This is a genomic window from Streptomyces sp. NBC_00247, from assembly GCF_036188265.1.
In the GTDB taxonomy this organism is placed as follows: Bacteria; Actinomycetota; Actinomycetes; order Streptomycetales; family Streptomycetaceae; genus Streptomyces.
Genome location: NZ_CP108093.1, coordinates 584,612 through 605,507, shown reverse-complemented (window position 1 = coordinate 605,507; position 20,896 = coordinate 584,612). Strand labels below are relative to the sequence as shown.

The window sequence follows — 20,896 nt, the reverse complement described above, 5'->3', positions numbered from 1 at the left end:
GGGGACACCCACGGGTCCCCGCCCCCTCCGCCGTACCTCACCCGCCCGTGCCGGCTACAGCACCTCCGCGAACGTCACGGCACGACCGGTCAGCAGCGGGCGCACCGTCCTGACGATCAGCTCGTCGAAGTAGTCCGCCGCCGCGTGGGCGTCGAAGCCGGCCCGGTCGGCGTAGCGCTCGTACAGCACGAACCCGCCCGGCCGGTCCACCTCCGCGTGCACCTCGTAGCCGAGGTTCCCCGGCTCGGTCAGCGTGTGCCCGCGCATCTTCAGCAGCGCGGCACGCACCGTGTCCTCGTCGGCGGGGTCACAGCTGTAGTGGGCGATCACGGCGAATGCCATGGTGCGGCCTCCTTCTTGTCCAGGGCCTTCAGCGGTGCCGATTCCAGCACGATCCACGCGCGTGGGCCCGTGCGTGACGTGCAAGCAATGTCTGCCGCCGCGGGCCTGGTCACCCCCGCGGACTTCCTGTGTTGTCGTGACGACCACGCCGTTACATCTGTACACCGCGCGCAGCCGCGGTCGAACGGGAGCAATGATCCAGATGCGCACCATGGAAACCCTTCTCGGCGGACAGTGGGTGGCGGCCGGCGAATGGCTGGAGGTCCACGACCCGTCCGACACCCGCACCCCGGTCGCCCGGGTACCCGCGCTCGGCGCCGAGGAGGTCACCCGGGCGTACGACGAGGCGGAGAAGGGCTTCGCGCTCTGGCGGCGCACCAGCCCCTTCGAACGCGCCCGGGTGTTCCACGAGACGGCCCGGCTGCTGCGGGAGCGTGCCGCCGAGATCGCCGACGCGGTGGTCACCGAGAACGGCAAGACCCTCCAGGAGGCGAGCGGTGAAGTCCAGAAGGCCGCGGACTTCTTCGAGTACTACGCCTCTCTCGCCCGCACCGGTTACGGCACGCTCGTCCACGACGCCCGTCCCGAAACGCGTACCAGCTTCCACCACGAGCCCATCGGCATCGTCCTCGCGATCACCCCGTGGAACGACCCGCTGCTGACCCCGGCCCGCAAGCTGGCACCCGCCCTCGCCGCAGGCAACGCGGTCGTCCTCAAGCCGGCCTCCGAGACCCCGACGTCCGGCCTCCACCTGGCCCGCGCCCTGCACGACGCCGGCCTGCCCGCCGGGGTGCTCGGCGTGGTCACCGGCCGGGGCGGGAAGATCTCCGCCCCGCTGCTGGAGGACCCGCGCATCGCCGCCGTCACCTTCACCGGGTCCAACTCCGTGGGCGAGTCCATCCGCAGCTCGCTCGCCGACCGCAACGTCCGCTTCCAGGGTGAGCTGGGCGGCAAGAACGCCACCGTCGTCCTCGCCGACGCCGACCTGACGGCCGCCGTGAAGGCGGTGGTCGCCGCCGGGTTCGGGCAGACCGGCCAGCGCTGCACAGCCACCAGCCGGGTTCTCGTCGAGCGATCCGTGTACGAGGAGTTCACCGGGCTGCTGCTGGACGCCGTCGCCGCGCTGGGACTCGGCTCCCGGGAGACGGACACCCTCTCCGTCGGCCCGCTCGTCTCCACCGGCCAGCGCGCCGGCGTCCTCGCCGACATCGCACGCGCGGTCCAGGAAGGCGCGACGGTCCTCGCGGGCGGCGACACCCCGAAGGAGGAGGCGTACGCCCACGGCTGCTGGGTCCTGCCGACCGTTCTCGGCGACGTGAGCCGCGAGATGTCCGTCTGGCGCGAGGAGGTCTTCGGCCCGGTCGTCGTCGTCCGCGCCGTCGACGGCTACGACGAGGCCGTCGAGGAGGTCAACGACTCCGACTTCGGACTCGCCGCCGCCCTCTTCACCCGCGACCTGCGCGCCGCCCACCGCTTCGCCGAGGAGGCCGACTGCGGACAGGTGGCCGTCAACACCACGACCACCGGCTGGGACGTGCACCACCCCTTCGGCGGCTTCCGCGACTCGGGCTCCGCGTTCAAGGAGCAGGGCACCGAAGCCCTGCGCTTCTACACCCGCGTCAAGACCGTCGCCTTCCACTTCGGTTCCTGACGCGCGGCCACCCGGCATCATCGAGCTCCCCCCAGCGTCATCAGCAAGAAAGGAGGATGCCGATGACCGACGAAACGGTCGGCATCGTCGGAGCGGGCATCGTGGGCCTGGCGACGGGCCGCGAGATCGCGCTCGGCCGCCCGGGCACCCGCGTGGTGGTGTTCGAGAAGGAGCGGCAGGTCGCCGTCCACCAGACCGGACACAACTCGGGCGTGGTGCACGCCGGCATCTACTACGCCCCGGGCAGTCTCAAGGCCGACCTGTGCGTACGGGGCGTGTCCCTGCTGCGCGAGTACTGCCAGGAGAGGAAGCTGCCGTACCAGGAGATCGGCAAGCTCGTCATGGCGGTGCGCGAGGACGAACTCGGCCGCATGGAGGGCCTGTACGAACGGGCCAAGAACAACCACGTGCCCGACCTGCGGAAGATCTCGAAGGACGAGATCAAGGAGATCGAGCCGCACGCCGGCGGCATCGCGGCCCTCCACTCGCCCCGCACCGCGATCACCGACTACCCGGCGGTCGCCCGCCGGTTCGCCGAGGACATCGAGGCCGCCGGCGGCCAGGTCCGCCTCGATTTCGCGGTGGACTCGCTCACCGAGGTACCCGGCGGCATCGAGGTGGGCTCCGGCGAGGAACGCGTACGCGTCGACCGGCTGATCCTCTGCGCGGGCCTCCAGTCCGACGCCGTCGCGAAGCTCGCCCGGGACGAGAGGGCGCCCAGGATCGTCCCCTTCCGGGGCGAGTACATGCTGCTGCGACCGGAGCGGGCCGATCTGGTGCGCGGCCTCGTCTACCCGGTACCCGATCCGCGCTACCCCTTCCTCGGGGTGCACTTCACCCCCCGGGTCGACGGCTCGGTCGAGGTCGGCCCCAACGCCGTCCTGGCGCTGGCCAGGGAGGGGTACAAGCTCTCCACCTTCTCCGTGAAGGACCTGGCGCAGCTCGCGGCCTACCCCGGGGCCTGGCGGATGGCCGCCCAGCACTGGCGGACCGGCCTCAAGGAGTACCGCGGCTCGTTCTCCACCAAAGCCTTCATGAAGGACGCGGGGGCGTACGTCCCCGGCGTCGGCGCCGGGGACGTGGTCCGCGGCGGAGCCGGCGTACGCGCCCAGGCGCTCGACCCGGACGGCACGCTCGTGGACGACTTCCGCATCCACCGGGTCGGCCGCGTCACCGCCGTCCGCAACGCCCCCTCCCCGGCCGCCACGGCCTCCATGGCCATCGCCGAGCACATCGCCGAGGCCGTGTTCGCCCCGGCGTGAGCCCGCGCGACCTGCCGTTCCGCGCAACAACTGCTTGCGCTCCCGGGGTCTTAGCAAACGCCCCCACCAGCTCTAACGTCTGACGCACACCACCCCACCCCGCAACGGAAGAGGTTCCCCATGTTCGTCGTCGACACCCAGATCCACATCTGGAAGGAAGAGGCCCCGGACCGCCCCTGGGTCCCCGGAGCCCGCGAGCGCATCCGCCTCAACGGCCACCGCGAGGAAGCCTTCAGCTACGAAGAGGCGCTGGAGCTCATGGACGAGGCCGGCGTCAACCGCGCCCTCATCCTCCCGCCGTCCTGGGAGGGCAACCGCATCGACTACGCCCTCGAAGCCTGTGAGGCCCACCCGGACCGCTTCGGCATCATGGCCCGCGTCCCCCAGGACAACGAGGTCGAGGGCACTGCCATGCTGCGGGACTTCGCGCAGAACCCGCACATCAAGGGCACCCGCCTCACCTTCCACCGGCCGCAGGACCGCAACTGGATGATCGACGGCACCAACGACTGGTACTGGCCGATCGCCGAGGAGCTCCGCGTCCCCACGATGGTCCACGCGCCCATCTGGAAGCGGGAGCTCGGCCAGATCGCCGCCAAGCACCCCGAGCTGAAGATCATCATCGACCACATGGGCATCATGGCCCGCTGCGTCGACGACGCCATCGGCTACTGGGTCTCCGAGACCGCCGACCTCGCCCAGCACCCCAACATCTACGTGAAGGTCTCGGCCCTGCCCGGCTACTCCACCGAGCCCTTCCCGAACAAGAACATCGAGAAGTACGTCCGCGAGATGGTCGACAAGATGGGGCCGCAGCGCTGCTTCTACGGCACCGACATCACCCGCCTGCTCGGCCACGGCATCACCTACACCGACACCATCGAGCAGTTCACCAAGCACTGGGATTTCACCCCCGAGGAGCTTGAGTGGATGATGGGCCGCGGCATCAGCGAGGTCCTCGGCTGGCCGGTCGAGGGCTGAGGGAACATCTGAGATGACGGACAGCAAGAACACGCCAGGCGTCGACGGCGGTGACGCCGTCGTCTCCGCCTTCAACGCCGTCGGCGCCGATTACCTCTTCTGCTCATCGGGGTCCGAATGGGCCCCGGTGTGGGAGTCACTGGCCCGGCGTCACCGAGACGGTGACCCGGCCCCCCGCTACCTCGACCTCACCCACGAGACGGTCGCGGTCGGCATGGCCACCGGCTACGGCCTCGTCACCCGCCGCCCGCAGGGAGTCCTCCTGCACGCGGCTCCCGGCCTGCTCCAGGGCTCCATGGCGATCCACGGGGCACTGCTCGCCGGCGTCCCCATGGTCGTCACCTCCTCGGAGTCCAGCACCTACGGCGACGCCCCCGGACAGGACCCGGGCGGCCAGTGGTACCGCAACCTCTCGATCGTGGGCGGCCCGCACGGCGTCGCCCAGCCCTTCACGAAGTGGGCCACCGAGGCCGCCAGCGTGCACACCCTGCCCACCATGATCGCCCGGGCGGCGGAACTGTCCTGGCGGGCACCGGCCGGCCCGGCCTACCTCAACATCCCCCTGGAGATCCTCCTGGAGGAGTGGGACGGCCGCGGGGCCAAGCCGATCGTGGCGCCCGGCTCCACCCACAGCTCGCCCGAAGAGGTCGACCCCGTCGCCCAGTTGATCCGCGACGCGACGAACCCGGTGATCGTCACCGAGACCGCCGGCCGGGAGGCGGGCGGCTTCGAGGCCCTCCTCGCCTTCGCCGAGGCCTGGAACATCCCGGTGGTCGAACCCGATTCGGCGGTCTGCGGCAACTTCCCGCGCACCCACCCGCTGCACGCCGGCAGCGACATCGGCCCCTGGATGGACGAGGCCGACCTGATCCTCCTGGTCAACTGCCGCGTCCCCTTCTACCCGCCGAGCCGCCGCCCCTCGAAGGCGACGATCGTCGTCGTCGACGAGGTGCCGCAGCGACCGCACATCGTCTACCAGGTGCTCTTCGCCGACGCGTACCTCGAAGGTGACGTCGCCAACACCCTGCGCCAACTGGCCAAGCGCGCAAAGGACTTCACTGACGATCAGCGTGCGGCCGTCGCTCTGCGCCGCGCCGCGCAGGAGGAGCGGTACGCCGCCGAGCGGGCTGCCATCACGGCCGCCGAGGCGAAGGCGGAGGAGAGCGAAGGAGTGGACCCGGTCCTGGTCGCCGCCACGCTGCGCCGGCTCCTCGACGGGACCGGCGGGATCGTCGTCGACGAGACCATCACCCACAGCCGGGTCGTCAAGCGGCACCTGCTGACCTCCGACCCCGACTCGTACTTCTACGTACAGGGCGGACTCGGGCAGGGCATCGCGGTCGCCCTCGGCGTCAAACTCGCGGCCGGGGACAGGCCGGTGGTCCTCACGGTCGGCGACGGCGCGTTCACCTACAACCCGGTGATCCAGTCGTACGACGCTGCCAGGACCTATGAACTGCCGGTACTCATCCTGGTGTTCAACAACCGTGTCTACAAGTCGATGAATCTCAACCACCGCAGGTTCTACCCCGAGGGCGCCGCCGCCGAGACCGGTGAATGGCTCGGCACCGACCTGCACCGGCTGCCCCGGCTCGCCGCGTTCGCCGAGCCGTTCGGGATGCACACCGAGACCGTCGACACCACCGACGCCCTCGCGCCCGCGCTGGAGCGCGCGCTCAAGGCCGTCGCGGACGGGACCACCGCCGTCGTCGACGTACTCGTCACCCGCTGAACCAGGAGGCACCGCCACCATGACCGACCACCCCACCCCCAAGCCGGGCAAGGTCCTGGTCCCCGCCGAGGACCTGCGCACCTTCTCCGCCGCCCTCCTGGAGAAGGGCGGCCTCGACGCCGAGGCCGCCCGCACCACCGCCGACGTCTTCGTCTGGGCAGCGCTGCGCGGCGTCGACTCGCACGGCGTCGCCCGCGTCCCCGCCTATCTCGACCTGCTGGCCAAGGGCGTGGCCAACGCCGAGGCAGAGCTCACCGTCGAGTCCTCCACGCCGGCCGCCACGGTCATCGACGCCGACCACGCGCCCGGCCCGGTCGCCCTCACCGCCGCCGCCGCCGAAGCGGTGAGCCGGGCCCGTACCAACGGCATCGCCGCCGTGGCCGTCCGCCGCACCGTCCACACCGGCGCCATCGGCTACTACGTGTCGAAGATCGCCGAACAGGGCCTCATCGGCATCGGGTTCGTCTCCGGCATGCCCAACATGGGCTACACCGGGGTCAAGGGCGCGGCCGTCGCCACCAGCCCGCTCGCCATCGCCGTACCGGCCGACGCCCACGCGCCGCTCGTCCTCGACATGGCCACCGCCACCATCGCTCTGGGCAAGATCCGCCAGGCCAAGGCGAGCGGCACCCCGCTGCCCGCGGGAGCGGCGGCCACCGCCGACGGCACCCCCACCACCGACCCCGAACAGGCCGTCATGCCACTGCCGTTGGGCGGCGCCAAGGGGTCCGGGATGTCGATCGCCTTCGAGCTGCTCACCAGCGTGCTCGTCGGCGCGCCGATCTTCGCCTCCTTCCACTCGGACGACCCCGAGGGCCGTAAGCACCGCCAGAACGCGCTGCTCATCGCCCTGGACCCGGCGGCGTTCGGCGACCCCGCGGCCTTCACCGCCGCCGTGGACACCACGCTCACCACCCTCAAGGGCCTGCCGCAGGCGGACGACGCCTCCGGTGTGTTCTACCCCGGCGAGCGGAGCGCGGCCCTCGCCGTCGAGCGCGGCGAGAAGGGCCTGCCGGTGGCCCCGAAGGTCTGGCGCGACCTCACCGAGCGTGCCGCCGAGTTCGGCATCACGCCGCCGGAGCCGGTGGCGGCGGGCTGAAAGAAGCGGCGGGGAGGGTTCCACGAAGCCATCCCGTCGCCCAGGACCGGGCCGTGGAGGACCTCACTGTGCGGGGGGCCCTCCACGGCCCGTTCATGTACCGGACCGCGGCTCCGGCGTCAGGGACCGGTGGCGTGATCAGCGGTCGGACCCGGCCGCGCCGGCCCGGTCCACCGCCTCGGCGAAGCAGGGCCAGCCGTCCACTTCCAGGTCCCGCACCGACGGCAAGGTGTCCAGGAGGGGAGCCGCCGCGTCGAGCAGGAGCCTGACCGCCCCGGGCTCGTGGAGGTTGAGCCAGGCACGGTCCGGGAGGCGTACGACCGTGCCCGCCTCGAAGTACGAGTTGGAAACGATTCGGTCCGGGCCAGGAGCGAACACCAGGTCCAAACGGCGTCGAACGCCGTCCGCGGCCACCTCCGGGAAGAGGGAGAGGACCAGCCGGCAGTCGGCGTACTCGGGCCGCGATCGCTGCCGGACGGTCCAGTACCAGGTAGCGCCGTCCACGACGAGACGGCGGACACGTCGGTCGTTGCCCATCACGCCACCGTAGGCCGTCGGCCCGTGCGGGGGACGGCCATTTCTTCACGGCGGTCGGAGGGCGGGTCGTCGGCGGGCTCCGACCGCTCATGACCGGGCCGCGGCGGACCTCACCGTGCCGGGCGGCCCTGCCGCGCCGCCTCGACGAGACGGTCCCCCGCCTCACTGCGGTAGTACAGCACCGACCGTCCCGCACGCCGCCGTCGCACCAGCCCCGCGTTCAGCAGTACCTTCAGGTGCCTTCCCACCGAGCCCAGTGCCAGTCCGGTCAGCGCCACCAGTTGGGTGGTGCTCATCGGGGTGCTCAGCAGGGTCAGCGCACGGGCCCGCCACGGACCGAGCAGGGCACGGAGCGCGTCGGGCGCCGGACGGCCCTCCTGCCCGGTCAGCGCGCCCGAACACGGATACACCACGGCATACCGGTGGGGCTCGTCCCAGGTGACCCAGCCGCTCTTCGGAGTGACGGGGACGAGCAGGAGTTGTGCGCCGGCAATGCTGCGGGGCGGGTTGGCGTGTGCGTTGATCTGCAGCCGACCGTCGCCCAGCCAGCGGGTGCGGGGGCCCAGGTCGTCGAGGGCCGAGGCCCAGCCGCCCTCGCTCAACTGCCGGGTGCGGGAGACGATGTCGGCCTCCAGGACGTGGCGGCGCCGCTCCCAGTCCGGGAGGACCACGCGGGTCCACACCCACTCCAGCAGGGCGGCCGCGCGTTCGGCGAGGTCGGCACGGCGCAGGGCCGGTGGGAGGGGCCCGCCGCCCAGGGCGGTCGTCAGGTCCGCGTGGGCGGATGCGGCCGGGGTGGCCCGGACCCGGTGCAGTTCCTCCTCGATGCGCGGGGTCCCCTCACCCACCGGGGCCGGAATGAGGAAGTCGGCGATCCAGTCGCGGCGGTACCCGGCCCGGATCACGGCAGCCGCCACCGGATCCCGGTCCACCCGCTCGCGGTAGGCGTGCACGTGGTTCTCCAGCCACCTCTGCTGAGCCGGATGTGAGGCGACAGCCACCTCCAGCTCGTTGAGGGTGGCGACGGTCTCCGCCAGGGGCGAGACCACGAACCGGCTCCGGGCCAAGGTGTCCGTGTCGAGCAGCCAGAGTCCCATCGTTTCGCCTCCGCGCGAAACATTAACGCCGCCACGGTGGAGCCTCGGACACTCCCCGCCATGCGCACCTATCGAGAAGTGTTCCGCACCCCGCAATTCACGCCGCTCTTCGCCTCCGGCGCACTGTCGGTCGCCGCCTCCACCGTGAGCGGGCTGGCTCTGGGCACCCTGGTGCACTCCACCACCGGGTCCCCGCTGCTCTCCGCTCTGGCGATGTTCGGCCCCTCCCTCGCCCAGGTCGTCGGCGCGGCCACCTTGCTGTCGGCCGCAGACCGCCTGCGTCCGCGCGTCGCCATGACGGGCCTCGCCCTGGCCTTCGCGGTGGCCGCCGCCGTCCAGGCGGTTCCCGGACTGCCGTTGTGGGCGCTCTTCACCGTCCTGGCGGGCCAAGGCCTCATCTCCTCCGTGGGAGGCGGGGTCCGCTTCGGCCTGCTCCACGAGATCCTCACCAAGGACGGCTATCTGCTGGGCCGTTCGGTCCTGAACATGGCGGTCGGGACCCTGCAGGTCTGCGGCTGGGCACTCGGCGGCGTCCTCGTCACGCTGGTGTCCGCGCGTGGAGCGCTGCTCGTCGGCGCGCTGCTGTACGTGGCCGCCGCCACGGTGACCCGCCTCGGCCTCACCGACCGGCCGCCCCGTGCCACCGGCCGTCCGTCGATCGCCGCCACGTGGCGTGTCAACGCGGCTCTGTGGGCGTCCGTGCCCCGCCGCTACGTCTACCTGGCGCTGTGGGTGCCGAACGGCCTCGTCGCGGGGTGCGAGTCCCTCTACCTCTCGTACGCTCCTGGGCACGCCGGTCTGCTCTTCGCCTGCGCCGCTCTCGGCATGCTCGCGGGCGACACCCTCGTGGGGCGGTTCCTTCCGCCGTGGTGGCGTGAACGCCTGGCTGCTCCCCTGCGGTTGGTTCTCGCCGCTCCTTACCTGCTGTTCTTCCTGGAACCGGGGCTCCCTGTCGCGCTGGCCGCCGTCACCCTGGCCTCCGTCGGCTTCTCGGCGAGCCTCCTGCTCCAGGAGCGCCTGATGCGGCTGACGCCCGACGAGCTGAGCGGCCAGGCGATCGGCCTGCACTCCTCCGGCATGCTCACCCTGCAGGGCGTCGGCGCCCTCCTCGCCGGTACCGCCGCCGAACTCACCTCGCCGGCCCTGGCGACGACCGCCATGGCGGCGTTCTCCGTCGCGGTGACCCTGGCGCTCGCTCCAGGGCTGCGGACTGGTCCCCGGGACTTCCTCACGACAGGGGAGACTGGGCGGCCGTGAAGTTCAGGGAATCGGCAACCCCGCGTAGTTCGAGGCGAGTTCGGCCGCCGCGTGCGGCGACGAGGCGATCCGTTCCAATTGGGAGATCTGCAACCGGGTGTCGAACCCGCTCTGTTCCGGGTCGGTGTGGAGCGTCGTCGTCATGAACCAGGAGAAGTGCTCCGCGCGCCACACCCGGCGCAGACAGGTGTCGGAGTACGCGTCGAGCAGGTCCGTCGAGCCGGCCGTCCGCTGCCGGATCAGCGCGCGGGCCAGTACGACGACGTCGGCGGCGGCGAGGTTGAGCCCCTTCGCGCCGGTGGGCGGGACGATGTGGGCGGCGTCGCCCGCGAGGAACAGGCGCCCGAACCGCATGGGCTCGGTCACCGAACTCCGCATCGGCAGAACACTCTTGGCCGTGATCGGCCCTCGTTCCAGCTGCCGGCCGTCCCGCGCGAGGCGGAAGTCGAGCTCGTCCCAGATCTGTTCGCCGGACCAGGAGGCCGGATCGGTGCCGTTGGGGACCTGGAGGTACAGCCGGCTGACGTCGGGGGAGCGCATGCTGTGCAGGGCGAAGCCGCGCGAGGAGTGGGCGTAGACCAACTCGTCGCAGGAGGGCGGGACATCGGCCAGGATGCCGAGCCACGAGTACGGGTACGTCCGCTCGTACGTCGTCCTGGCCGCACCGGGCACCGCCGCCCGGGTCACCCCGTGGAAGCCGTCGCACCCGACGACGTAGTCACACGTGAGGGTCCTGGTACGCCCTTCCTGGACGTAGGTCACCACCGGCCGGTCGGTGTCGACGCCCTCCACCGAGGTCACCTCCGCGCCGAAGTGGAGCGGCGCGCCGTCCGCGAGCCGGAGGGCGATGAGGTCCTTGACCACCTCGGTCTGCGCGTACACCCACACCCGGCGACCGGAGGCGAGCGACGGGAAGTCGATCCGGTGGGACCTGCCGCCGCCCCAGCGCAGTTCGATGCCGTCGTGCACCAGGCCCTCGGCGTCCAGCCGTTCGGCCGCTCCCGCCTCGCGCAGGGCGTCGACCGTGGACTGTTCGAGGATGCCGGCGCGCTGCCGCCGCTCCACGTAGGCGCGTTGGCGGCTCTCCAGCACGACGCAGTCGACACCTGCCCGGTGGAGCAGGCGCGCCAGCAGCAGCCCGGACGGGCCGCCGCCGATGATGCCGACAGTGGTGCGCATGCGCGGTTCTCCTCGGTGCGGCGGGATCGTTCACGTCTCGGCGGAGGGCACGGCCGTGCGCAGCGGTGCCGCCGTCCGCGCGACGACCTCCGCGACGCTCACCCCGGGAGCGGTCTCCACGAGGACCAGCCCTTCGACGGTCACGTCGATCACGGCGAGATCGGTGACGATCCGGTCGACGCACGCCTTGCCGGTCAGCGGCAGTGTGCACTCCTCGACGATCTTCGGGCTGCCGTCCTTGGCCGTGTGCGTCATGGTCACGATGACGCGGCGGGCGCCGTGCACCAGGTCCATCGCGCCCCCGATGCCGGTGACGAGCTTTCCGGGGACCGCCCAGTTGGCCAGGTCCCCGGTGGCCGAGACCTGCATGGCGCCCAGCACGGCGGCGTCGATGTGGCCGCCGCGGATCATGGCGAAGGAGAGCGCCGAGTCGAAGAAGGAGGCCCCCGGCAGCACGGTGACCGTCTCCTTGCCCGCGTTGATCAGGTCCGGGTCCACCTCGTCCTCGTACGGGAACGGGCCTGTTCCCAGAATGCCGTTCTCCGACTCCAGGACCACTTCCACGCCGGGCGGGAGGTGGTTCGGGATCAGCGTCGGAAGGCCGATGCCGAGGTTGACGTACTCGCCGTCGCGCAGCTCGGCGGCGGCCCGCGCGGCCATCTCGTCCCTGTTCCAGGCCATCAGCCCCGGCCCTCCCGCCCGACGACCGGACGCCCGGTCACCGTGCGTTTCTCGATCTTCTTGTCGGAAGCCTGCTCCCGCGTCAGCACGACGACCCGCTGGACGAAGACCCCGGGCAGGTGGACGTGGTCCGGGTCGATCCCGCCCGGTTCGACCAGCTCTTCGACCTCCGCGACGGTGATGCGCCCGGCGGTCGCGGCGAGGGGGTTGAAGTTGCGGGCGGACTTGCTGAAGACGAGGTTGCCGTGCCGGTCGCCCTTCGCCGCCCGTACCAGTGCGAAGTCGGTGCGGATGGCGCGCTCCAGGACGTACTCCGCGCCGTCGAACGCGCGTACCTCCTTGGCGGGGGAGGCCAGCGCCACCCCGCCCTCGCCGTCGTACCGCCACGGCAGACCGCCCTCGGCGACCTGGGTGCCGACCCCGGCGGGCGTGTAGAAGGCGGGGATGCCCGCGCCGCCCGCCCGCAGCCGTTCGGCCAGGGTCCCCTGCGGGATCAGCTCGACCTCCAGTTCCCCGGAGAGGTACTGCCGGGCGAACTCCTTGTTCGCGCCGATGTACGAGCCGGTGACCCGGCTGATCCGCCCGTCGGCCAGCAGCACCGCGAGCCCCGAGTCCATCGCGCCACAGTTGTTCGACACGATCCGGAGATCCCGGACGCCCGCGCGGTGCACGGCGTCGATCAGCGCACCGGGCACACCGCTGAGCCCGAAACCGCCCACCGCCAGCGAGGCGCCGTCCGTCACGTCCGCCACGGCGAGCGCCGCCGAAGCGACCACCTTGTCCATGCGTGGACCGCCTCTTCCCTCGTGTTCTTCGCGTGGTGCGGCAGATACCGGATGTGCCAGGGTGGTGATCCCGACAGGGCGGCCACCGCGCGTGCCAGGCGCCGCCGGGCAGGCGGGACTTCCGGAACACACCCCAGGACGGGTTGGAGTCTGCAAGCGACCCCGAGGGATGTCAACGGCCCCGGCGCATCTCGTCCCTGCTCCAGCGAGACCATGCCCGCCGTGTTTCCGTACGGCGTCTGCGACCTGGACGACGGAGAGCCCGTGCCGGCGTCCGAAGTCCGGGTGCACCGTGCAAGTAAGTGTGTCGCCCGTCTTGTCGAACACGGAGAAGATCGACAAGCTGCGTACATGACATGTCCGGGCGTCCGTTCTGTCGTCGGACGGGGTGACGTGCGTCGACTTCGGGCTCCCTGTGATGTCCCGTCAGGGACGACGTTGCGGTCACGCGGCGGCGCGCCCCGTTCCGGAGGTTGGACACATGCGCTTGAACAGGTCGAAAACGCTCGGCGGATGGGCGAGGGCGCTCAGACTCCTTCCCGTCGTGGCGGTCACGATCGTGGCCTCGGTCGGCGGGACGATGAACGCCGAGGCGTCCGTCCCCGCGCCCCCGTCGGGCTTCACCCTCACCTGGAGCGACGACTTCAACGGCGCGTCCGGCACCGGTATCGACCAGGGGCTGTGGAAGTACGACACCGGGCCGGGCAGCAACTTCGGCACCGGTGAGATCGAGACCATGACCAGCAGCACCTCGAACGTCTACTACGACGGTCAGAGCCATCTGGTGCTCCAGGCGCTGCACTCCGGTTCCGACCCGCGTGCCGGATGGACGTCCGGGCGGGTGGAGACCCAGTCGGCGAACTTCGGCGCTCCGGCCGGCGGAGTCGTCCGCATGGAGTCCGTCCTCCAGCAGCCCAACGTCACCACCGCCAACGGGGCGGGCTACTGGCCCGCGTTCTGGATGCTCGGTGCGCCGCTGCGGTCCGGGGTGACCTGGCCGAGGTCCGGCGAGATCGACATCATGGAGGACATCAACGGCCGCAGCTCCGTCTTCGGCGCGGTCCACTGCGGTGTCAGTCCGGGCGGGCCGTGCAACGAGGGCACCGGCATCACCTCGGGTGAGCGCGCCTGTTCGGGGTGCCAGACCGGCTTCCACGACTACGCGGTGGAGATCGACCGGTCGGTGTCGCCGGAGCAGGTCCGGTTCTACCTCGACGGGAACAACTACTACACGATCTACGCCAACCAGGTGGACGCGACGACCTGGGCGGACGCGATCGACCACCCGTTCTACATCATCTACGACCTGGCGATCGGCGGTGGCTTCCCCGACGCCTTCGGCGGCGGTCCGAACGCGGCCACGGTCTCCGGCGGCAAGCTGGTCATCGACTCGGTCGCCGTCTACAACAAGGCCCCCGGCTCAGGTAGTTCGGCCTCCGGTAGGGCGATCACCGGTCCGGGTGGTAAGTGCGTGGACGTCGCGGGTGACGACAACGGCGGCGACGGTACCGCCGTCCAGCTGTGGGACTGCCAGTCGGCGGCGAAGGACCAGCACTGGACCTGGAGCGGTCAGAGCCTGCAGACCCTGGGCAAGTGCCTGGACATCGCCGGCGGCAACAGCGCCGGGGGTACTCAACTCCAGCTCGCCACCTGCAACACCGGCGGCTACCAGTCCTGGGTGCAGCAGTCCGACGGCTCCCTGAAGAACCCGACCAGCGGCCGGTGCGTCGACTCGCCGAACGGCGCCACCGCCAACGGCACCCGGCTCCAGATCTGGGACTGCAACAGCTCCGCCGCCCAGAAGTTCACCGTGGGATAGCGGTATCCGGCGGGCCCGTCGTGGCCTGCCGGCGAGAGTGACCACGTGAGCCGGAGGGGCCCCGCAGCAAGCTGCGGGGCCCCTCCGGCTCACGTGGGCCTCCGTCCGCGAACCCGTCGCGGGCGGAGGGGTGTTCAGCCCTTACGGGCGTTGATCTCCTCGGTGAGCTGGGGCACCACGTCGAAGAGGTCACCCACGACGCCGTAGTCCACGAGCTCGAAGATCGGGGCCTCGGCGTCCTTGTTCACCGCGACGATCGTCTTCGAGGTCTGCATACCGGCCCGGTGCTGGATCGCACCCGAGATACCCGAGGCGACGTACAGCTGCGGGGACACCGACTTGCCCGTCTGGCCGACCTGGTTGGTGTGCGGGTACCAGCCCGCGTCCACCGCCGCCCGCGACGCACCGACCGCCGCGCCCAGCGAGTCAGCGAGCGCCTCGATCACCGCGAAGTTCTCCGCACCGTTGACACCCCGCCCGCCCGACACCACGATCGCGGCCTCCGTCAGCTCCGGACGCCCCGTCGACGCACGCGGCGTCCGCGACAGCACCTTCGTCCCCGACGCACCCGCCGAGAACTCCACCGCCAGCTCCTCCACCACACCCGCGCCGGCGACCGGCTCCACCGGCGCCGAGTTCGGCTTCACCGTGATCACCGGCACACCACGCGAGACCCGCGACTTCACCGAGAACGACGCCGCGAACGCCGACTGCGTCGCCACCGGACCCGACTCACCCGCCTCCAGATCCACCGCGTCCGTGATGATCCCCGAACCGATCCGCACCGCCAGACGCGCCGCGACCTCCTTGCCCTCCGCCGACGACGGCACCAACACCGCCACCGGCGACACCGCAGCGACCGCCGCCTGCAACGCGTCGACCTTCGGCACCACCAGATACTCCGCGAACTCCGACGCCTGCGACGTCAGCACCCGCACCGCACCGTGCTCACCCAGCACACCCGCCGTGTCCGCCGCACCCGCACCCAACGCCACCGCCACCGGCTCACCCAGACGCCGCGCCAACGTCAGCAGCTCCAGCGTGGGCTTGCGCACCGCACCGTCCACGTGATCGACAAAAACCAGAACCTCAGCCATGGAACATCCACTTCCTGCGAAATCAGAAACGAGAAGAGAGAGGGAGACCGGCGACCGGACAACACCGCCCGAACGCCTTGAGCGCGGCAGAGTCAGATGAACTTCTGGCCCACGAGGAACTCGGCGAGCTTCTTCCCGCCCTCACCCTCGTCCTTCACGATCGTGCCCGCCGTACGCGCCGGACGCTCCACCACCGCGTCCACGACCGTCCACGCACCCGCCAGACCGACCTCGTCCGCCCCGATCCCCAGATCGTCCAGATCCAGGCCCTCGACCGGCTTCTTCTTCGCCGCCATGATCCCCTTGAACGACGGGTAACGCGCCTCGCCCGACTGGTCCGTCACCGACACCACCGCCGGCAACGACGCCTCCAGCTCCTCCGACGCCGTGTCACCGTCCCGACGCCCGGTCACCGTGCCACCCGACACCGAAACCTCCGACAGCAACGTCACCTGCGGCACACCCAGACGCTCCGCCAGCACCGCCGGCAGCACCCCCATCGTCCCGTCCGTCGACGCCATCCCGCAGACCACCAGGTCGTAACCCGTCTTCTCGATCGCCTTCGCCAGCACCAACGACGTACCCATCACGTCACTGCCGTGCAGAGAATCGTCCTCGACGTGCACCGCCTTGTCCGCACCCATCGACAACGCCTTGCGCAACGCGTCCTTCGCGTCCTCCGGACCCACCGTCACCACGGTGACCTCCGCGTCGTCCGCCGCGTCCGCGATCTGCAACGCCTGCTCGACCGCGTACTCGTCCAGCTCCGACAACAGACCGTCCACATCCTCACGGTCCACCGTCAGGTCATCGGCGAACCCCCGGTCACCGGTCGCGTCGGGCACGTACTTCACACAGACAACGATCCTCAAGCTCACGCCGGCTCTCCTACCTGGTGGTGGTTCGTAGTGTCGAGATTATGGCACTCAGTACCCTCTGTAAAGGTACGCGGTGCCAGATCGAGGTGTCCGGTGCTACGTTGCGCGGCATGACCGATGCGCGCAGACCAGCGAAGAAGGCTCCCATGCGGGAGGGGCTCGCCGAGGCGGCGTTCGAGCTCTTCGTGGAGAAGGGCTTCGAACGGACCACGGTGGACGACATCGTGGCGCGCGCCGGGGTCGGGCGCCGCTCCTTCTTCCGCTACTTCCCGTCGAAGGAGGACGTGGTCTTCCCGGACCACGAGAGCTGCCTCGCGGAGACGACGGCCTTCCTCGCGGCTGCCGAAGCCTCGGAGATCGCGGACGGCAGGGATGCCGCCGACCCCATCGGCACGGTCTGCGAAGCGGCGCGGATCGTGCTGAGCATGTACGCGGCGAAGCCCGAATTCTCGGTCCAGCGCTATCGGTTGACCCGGGAGGTGCCGGGGCTTCGGAGCTATGAACTCTCCGTCGTGCGCCGCTACGAGCAGACCTTCGCGGGCTATCTCCGGCATGCCTACCGTGACTTGCCCGACGGTGTGCTGCGGGCGGAGGTGGCCGCCGCCTCGGTCGCGGCGGCGCACAACAACGGCCTCCGCCTCTGGTTGCGGTCGGGCGGCGAGGGGGACGCCTGGGCGGCCGTCGACAACGCCCTCGGCGTGGTGCGCGAGTTGTGGTCCACCCGGGCCGGAGCCGTGGGGCGCGCGATGCCGGACATACGCGGTGCGGACGGCCCGCAGGTCGCGGCGGAGTGGGCCGCGCGGGATGTGATCGTCATGGTCGCGCAGCGCGGAACCCCGATGTGGAGGGTCGTCCAGCAGATCGAGGCGGCCGTAGGGCACGATTGAGTGCAACAATCGGCACTCAGTGTCTTTACGGCTAGGCACTGAGTGCCATATGGTGCGGACGCGCCGCCGCTGCCGAGGTGCGGCGCGTCCGAGCCGAGCGCAGGGGGTCCCGACATGTTCCCGTCAGCAAGTGGCACCGCGCACCAGGTGGCCGAAGAAGCGGGGCTGCCCTACCAGCGCTGCCGCTGGTGCGGTACGGCCTCCTTCCGGAGGCTGCTCTGCCCGATCTGCGCGTCGAGCGACTTCACCCCGGAGCGAAGCTCCGGAGACGGAGTCGTCGTGCGGACCGCAGTCGTCCACCGCTACACCGAAGACGCCCGCAACGAGTCCCTGGTCCGGTTCCCGGAAGGGTTCGTCTTCCGCTGCCAGGTCGTGGGGGCCGCTCCGCACCTGGTGGAGGTCGGCGCCCGGGTGCGCCCGCTCCCGGCCGAGGAGCCGGAGGCGGGCGACGTGATCCTCGAACTCTGCCAGCCGCCCGCCCACCGCGACTGGTACTGATCGCGACCGGCGACCGGTACTGATCGAGACCCGGCGACCGGGACCGGTCACGACCGGCCCCCAAGGCCGGTGCGGGGGCGGTTTCGGGGCGAACGGGAGTTTCAGCCGAGCCTTTCGACCATCTCGGCGGCCAACGGCGCCGACGACGCCGGATTCTGACCAGTGATCAGGTTGCGGTCGGTGATCACGTACGGCGCCCACGGGTCGCTCTCCCGGAAGTCCGCACCCAGCTCCACCAGCCTGTCCTGGAGCAGCCAGCGCGCCTTGTCCGCGAAGCCGGCCTGGGTCTCCTCCGCGTTGGTGAACCCGGTCAGCCGGTACCCGGCGAAGGTGGGGGAGCCGTCCGGGCGCTTCGCGGCGAGCAGGGCGGCCGGCGCGTGGCACACCACTCCCAGCGGTTTGCCCGAATCCAGGGCGCGGGTCAGCAGATCGCCGGACACCGGGTCGACGGCGAGGTCCTCCATGGGCCCATGGCCGCCGGGGTAGAACACCGCGTCGTACTCGTCCAGCCGGACGTCGTCCAGGGCCAGCGGCGTACGCAGCTCGTCCATGCCGTCCAGCGCCGCGGCGATCCGGTCGGCGTTCTCCTTGCCGCCGTTGACGTCGGGGGCCAGGCTTCCCCGGTCCACCGTGGGCTCGACCCCGCCCGGGGTGGCGACGACGACCTCATGGCCCGCCGCCTTGAACGCCTCGTACGGGGCGACGGCCTCCTCGGCCCAGAAGCCGGTGGGGTGCTTGCTGCCGTCCGCCAGGGTCCAGTGGTCCGCGCCGGTCACCACAAAAAGGATCTTCGCCATGTCGCACATCTCCGGGTCGTGGGTTCGTGTCGTGGGTCTGCCGTCCTGTCGACCGTAGGACGGACCGCCCCGGTGATGCCAACCGGCCGGGGCCGGAGGCGTGTCCCTTTCCCTGCCGAGGACTCCCGGTACCCGGGCCGCGCACCGGCTGCCGGGTCCGCGCGGCCCGGAAAACCCCTTGCCCGCCGGAGGGGGCGGTGTCAGGCTGAACCGGACCTCTCGACGGAGAGCGTGCGCTTCCGGGTCTTTTGGAAGCGCACGAACGGATCATGAAGGAGTGAGCCTGTGCCTGCGGCGTCCACAGCGGCCGTCGTCGGTCTCCACCGGTAGCCCCAGCGGCACCGGCCGGTAGTACCACGCCCGTATCCGACGGCGGCCCCACGAGACGGTGCCCAAGGCACCGTCGGCTCCTCCCTGCCCGGAGAGCCTTCAGCGTGCGTGCGTCTCCGCGGACCTGTCACGGTCCGTGGGAGCCACGCTTCCTCCTGTCACTTTCGTGAGGTCGACATCATCGTGGACACCAACGTCCAGAGCTTTGCCGTCGCCAATCTCCAGCGTCGTCCCGACGTCGTGGAGACCGGCGGATTCGTGGCGGGATTCGATCCCGCCACGGCCAGTCCCTTCATCAACTACGCCACCCCGCTCCCCGGCGCCCGGCCGACGAGCGCCGACGTGAGCTCCCTGATCGACGCCTTCCGCATGCGTGGGCTGCTGCCGCGCCTGGAGTTCGCGCCGGACGCCGCCCCCGCCGTGGAGGCGGCGCTGCGGAACGCGGGCTTCACCGTCGAGGAAGCGCACTCCTACCTGGTCTGCACCCCCGCCACCCTGATCCTGCCGCCGTCCGGCGGCAAGGGCGGCGTGGACCCTGCCCTCCTCGTGGAGACCCCGGCCTTTGACGAGGAGTACGCGGCGGTGGACGCCGCCCTCGGTGAATCCTTCGAGGGGGTCCACGCCTCCTCCGCGCACGGCGTGGCCCGCCTGCGGAAGCTGGAGGACGGTGGTGGTGGCGTCCGCTTCGTCCGGGCGCCCGACGGGACCTGCGCGGGCGCCGCCTCCTGTTCCGCGCCCGCGGTGGGTACGGCGGAACTCGCCGGCGTCGGTACCCGCCCCGCCTTCCGGGGCCGGGGCATCGCCGGCGCGGTCACGGCCGCACTGACCGGGGCCATGTTCGACCGGGGCGCCGAATCGGTCTGGCTGGAGTTCTCCGGCGAGGGCTCACGCCGGGTGTACGAGCGGATCGGCTACCGGCCGCGGGGCACCCGGCTCTACATGAGGCTCGAAGCCTGACCCGCCCCGGGCGGGGCGGCCTCTCCCGCAGTGGCCGTCCCGCCCGGACCGGGGGTTTCCCGGCCCGGAAACCTGTCCGCCCTCGGGGGTTCGGCCGGACCGTGCTTAGCTGGAGACATGATCGATGACTTTCTCGCCGAAAACGCAACGAACACCGAGAACGCCGCGGGCGCCGGGAGCATCGGGCAGGTGGCGGTGGTCGAGGAGGCGGTACGCGCGGCGGTGGCCGCCGAGATCATGCCCCGGCACCGCAAGCTCGCCGCCGACGACATCATCGAGAAGAGCGGGCCGCACGACCTCGTCACCAGCGCGGACCGGGAGGCGGAGAAGAACCTCACCGCCGCTCTGACCCGCATCCTGCCGGGATCGGTGGTGGTCGGCGAGGAGGCCGTGCACGCCGATCCGGCCGTGTACGGCGCGCTGTCCGGGGACGCGCCGGTGTGGATCGTGGACCCCGTGGACGGCACCCGCCAGTTCGTCCGCGGCGAGGCCGGATTCTGCACCCTCGTCGCACTCGCCCACCAGGGTGAACTCATCGCCTCGTGGACGTACGCCCCCGTGCTCCAGCAGATGGCCGTCGCCGTACGCGGCAGGGGCGCCACGCTCAACGGGAAGCCGCTCAGGTCCGGCTCGCCCGAACCCGGTGCCGTACTGAAGGTCGCGATGTCCCACCCCGACTTCACCACCGAGGAGCAGAAGCGAGCCCTGCTCGGTCTGCGGACCGAGGGCATCGACGCGCGCGCCTGCGGTTCGGCCGGACTCGAGTACCTGGCCGTCGCCCGTGGCGACCTCGACGCGCTCGCCTTCAACTGGGAGTTCGCCTGGGACCACGCCGCGGGGCTGCTGCTGGTCGCCGAGTCCGGCGGCTCCCACGCCACGTTGTCCGGCGCGAAGTTCAGGCTGGCCGGCGACAACGACCTGCCGTTCGCGGTCGGCAGGAACGAGGCGACCGTGGCCCGCGTCCGCGCGGCGCTGCTCGGCGACGCCTCCTGACGGAGAGCGCCCGGCCGCGCGCCGCGGGGAATGCCGT

General features: G+C 71.2%; 20 protein-coding genes. 11 read left to right on the top strand and 9 right to left on the bottom strand.

Features of this window, described 5'->3' with window-relative positions; all coding sequences use genetic code 11:
• Positions 1 to 54: 54 nt before the first annotated feature.
• Positions 55 to 342, bottom strand: a complete 288-nt coding sequence (locus OHT52_RS02370; protein ID WP_328718422.1) for a putative quinol monooxygenase — start codon at positions 340 to 342, stop codon at positions 55 to 57.
• Positions 343 to 535: 193 nt separating this feature from the next.
• Between OHT52_RS02370 and OHT52_RS02365 the strand changes: the two genes are divergently transcribed.
• From OHT52_RS02365 to OHT52_RS02345, 5 genes are all read left to right on the top strand, one after another.
• Complete coding sequence (locus OHT52_RS02365; protein ID WP_443046463.1) at positions 536 to 1,993, top strand: aldehyde dehydrogenase family protein; 1,458 nt, start codon at positions 536 to 538, stop codon at positions 1,991 to 1,993.
• 62 nt (positions 1,994 to 2,055) lie between these two features.
• Positions 2,056 to 3,255, top strand: a complete 1,200-nt coding sequence (gene lhgO, locus OHT52_RS02360) for an L-2-hydroxyglutarate oxidase (protein WP_328718420.1) — start codon at positions 2,056 to 2,058, stop codon at positions 3,253 to 3,255.
• Between the two features lie 120 nt (positions 3,256 to 3,375).
• Positions 3,376 to 4,236: an amidohydrolase family protein gene (locus tag OHT52_RS02355; protein ID WP_266711646.1), complete on the top strand. Its 861-nt coding sequence runs from the start codon at positions 3,376 to 3,378 to the stop codon at positions 4,234 to 4,236.
• A gap of 13 nt (positions 4,237 to 4,249) precedes the next feature.
• The gene (locus tag OHT52_RS02350) at positions 4,250 to 5,968 is read left to right on the top strand and encodes a thiamine pyrophosphate-dependent enzyme (protein WP_328718419.1); all 1,719 of its coding nucleotides are present in this window, start codon (positions 4,250 to 4,252) and stop codon (positions 5,966 to 5,968) included.
• A gap of 19 nt (positions 5,969 to 5,987) precedes the next feature.
• On the top strand, positions 5,988 to 7,067 hold the full coding sequence (locus tag OHT52_RS02345) for an Ldh family oxidoreductase (protein ID WP_328718418.1): 1,080 nt from the start codon (positions 5,988 to 5,990) through the stop codon (positions 7,065 to 7,067).
• A gap of 138 nt (positions 7,068 to 7,205) precedes the next feature.
• Here the strand turns inward: OHT52_RS02345 and OHT52_RS02340 are convergent, their stop codons facing one another.
• Positions 7,206 to 7,604, bottom strand: coding sequence for a hypothetical protein (locus OHT52_RS02340; RefSeq protein WP_328718417.1), 399 nt, complete (start codon positions 7,602 to 7,604; stop codon positions 7,206 to 7,208).
• Positions 7,605 to 7,714: 110 nt separating this feature from the next.
• On the bottom strand, positions 7,715 to 8,701 hold the full coding sequence (locus tag OHT52_RS02335) for an ArsR/SmtB family transcription factor (protein ID WP_328718416.1): 987 nt from the start codon (positions 8,699 to 8,701) through the stop codon (positions 7,715 to 7,717).
• A 60-nt stretch (positions 8,702 to 8,761) separates the two neighbouring features.
• Between OHT52_RS02335 and OHT52_RS02330 the strand changes: the two genes are divergently transcribed.
• Positions 8,762 to 9,958 (top strand): MFS transporter, encoded by a 1,197-nt coding sequence (locus OHT52_RS02330; RefSeq protein WP_328718415.1) that lies wholly within the window; start codon positions 8,762 to 8,764, stop codon positions 9,956 to 9,958.
• Between the two features lie 3 nt (positions 9,959 to 9,961).
• Here the strand turns inward: OHT52_RS02330 and OHT52_RS02325 are convergent, their stop codons facing one another.
• Genes OHT52_RS02325 through OHT52_RS02315 form a run of 3 tightly spaced genes read right to left on the bottom strand, consistent with a single transcriptional unit; the run spans position 9,962 to position 12,603 of the window.
• Positions 9,962 to 11,137, bottom strand: a complete 1,176-nt coding sequence (locus tag OHT52_RS02325; RefSeq protein WP_328718414.1) for a 4-hydroxybenzoate 3-monooxygenase — start codon at positions 11,135 to 11,137, stop codon at positions 9,962 to 9,964.
• Positions 11,138 to 11,167: 30 nt separating this feature from the next.
• Entirely contained in the window at positions 11,168 to 11,818 is a 651-nt protein-coding gene (locus tag OHT52_RS02320; RefSeq protein WP_328718413.1) for a CoA transferase subunit B, read from the bottom strand.
• On the bottom strand, positions 11,818 to 12,603 hold the full coding sequence (locus tag OHT52_RS02315) for a CoA transferase subunit A (RefSeq protein WP_328718412.1): 786 nt from the start codon (positions 12,601 to 12,603) through the stop codon (positions 11,818 to 11,820). The genes OHT52_RS02320 and OHT52_RS02315 overlap by 1 nt, the downstream gene beginning before the upstream one ends.
• A 544-nt stretch (positions 12,604 to 13,147) precedes the next feature.
• Here OHT52_RS02315 and OHT52_RS02310 point away from each other — a divergent pair.
• Positions 13,148 to 14,422 (top strand): ricin-type beta-trefoil lectin domain protein, encoded by a 1,275-nt coding sequence (locus OHT52_RS02310; RefSeq protein ID WP_328718411.1) that lies wholly within the window; start codon positions 13,148 to 13,150, stop codon positions 14,420 to 14,422.
• Between the two features lie 134 nt (positions 14,423 to 14,556).
• Here the strand turns inward: OHT52_RS02310 and OHT52_RS02305 are convergent, their stop codons facing one another.
• Complete coding sequence (locus OHT52_RS02305; RefSeq protein WP_328718410.1) at positions 14,557 to 15,519, bottom strand: electron transfer flavoprotein subunit alpha/FixB family protein; 963 nt, start codon at positions 15,517 to 15,519, stop codon at positions 14,557 to 14,559.
• A 92-nt stretch (positions 15,520 to 15,611) separates the two neighbouring features.
• Positions 15,612 to 16,397: an electron transfer flavoprotein subunit beta/FixA family protein gene (locus OHT52_RS02300; RefSeq protein ID WP_328718409.1), complete on the bottom strand. Its 786-nt coding sequence runs from the start codon at positions 16,395 to 16,397 to the stop codon at positions 15,612 to 15,614.
• A 110-nt stretch (positions 16,398 to 16,507) separates the two neighbouring features.
• Between OHT52_RS02300 and OHT52_RS02295 the strand changes: the two genes are divergently transcribed.
• Together OHT52_RS02295 and OHT52_RS02290 are read left to right on the top strand one after the other, a co-directional pair.
• Positions 16,508 to 17,284 (top strand): TetR family transcriptional regulator, encoded by a 777-nt coding sequence (locus OHT52_RS02295; RefSeq protein WP_328718408.1) that lies wholly within the window; start codon positions 16,508 to 16,510, stop codon positions 17,282 to 17,284.
• A gap of 114 nt (positions 17,285 to 17,398) precedes the next feature.
• Positions 17,399 to 17,782 carry a Zn-ribbon domain-containing OB-fold protein gene (locus OHT52_RS02290; protein ID WP_328718407.1) on the top strand — a complete coding sequence of 128 codons (384 nt, stop codon included), beginning with the start codon at positions 17,399 to 17,401 and terminating at the stop codon, positions 17,780 to 17,782.
• Between the two features lie 101 nt (positions 17,783 to 17,883).
• Here the strand turns inward: OHT52_RS02290 and OHT52_RS02285 are convergent, their stop codons facing one another.
• On the bottom strand, positions 17,884 to 18,579 hold the full coding sequence (locus OHT52_RS02285) for a type 1 glutamine amidotransferase domain-containing protein (RefSeq protein WP_328718406.1): 696 nt from the start codon (positions 18,577 to 18,579) through the stop codon (positions 17,884 to 17,886).
• Between the two features lie 513 nt (positions 18,580 to 19,092).
• Between OHT52_RS02285 and OHT52_RS02280 the strand changes: the two genes are divergently transcribed.
• Positions 19,093 to 19,866 carry a GNAT family N-acetyltransferase gene (locus OHT52_RS02280; protein WP_328718405.1) on the top strand — a complete coding sequence of 258 codons (774 nt, stop codon included), beginning with the start codon at positions 19,093 to 19,095 and terminating at the stop codon, positions 19,864 to 19,866.
• A 117-nt stretch (positions 19,867 to 19,983) separates the two neighbouring features.
• Positions 19,984 to 20,859 carry an inositol monophosphatase family protein gene (locus tag OHT52_RS02275; protein ID WP_328718404.1) on the top strand — a complete coding sequence of 292 codons (876 nt, stop codon included), beginning with the start codon at positions 19,984 to 19,986 and terminating at the stop codon, positions 20,857 to 20,859.
• The last annotated feature ends 37 nt before the right edge of the window (positions 20,860 to 20,896 follow it).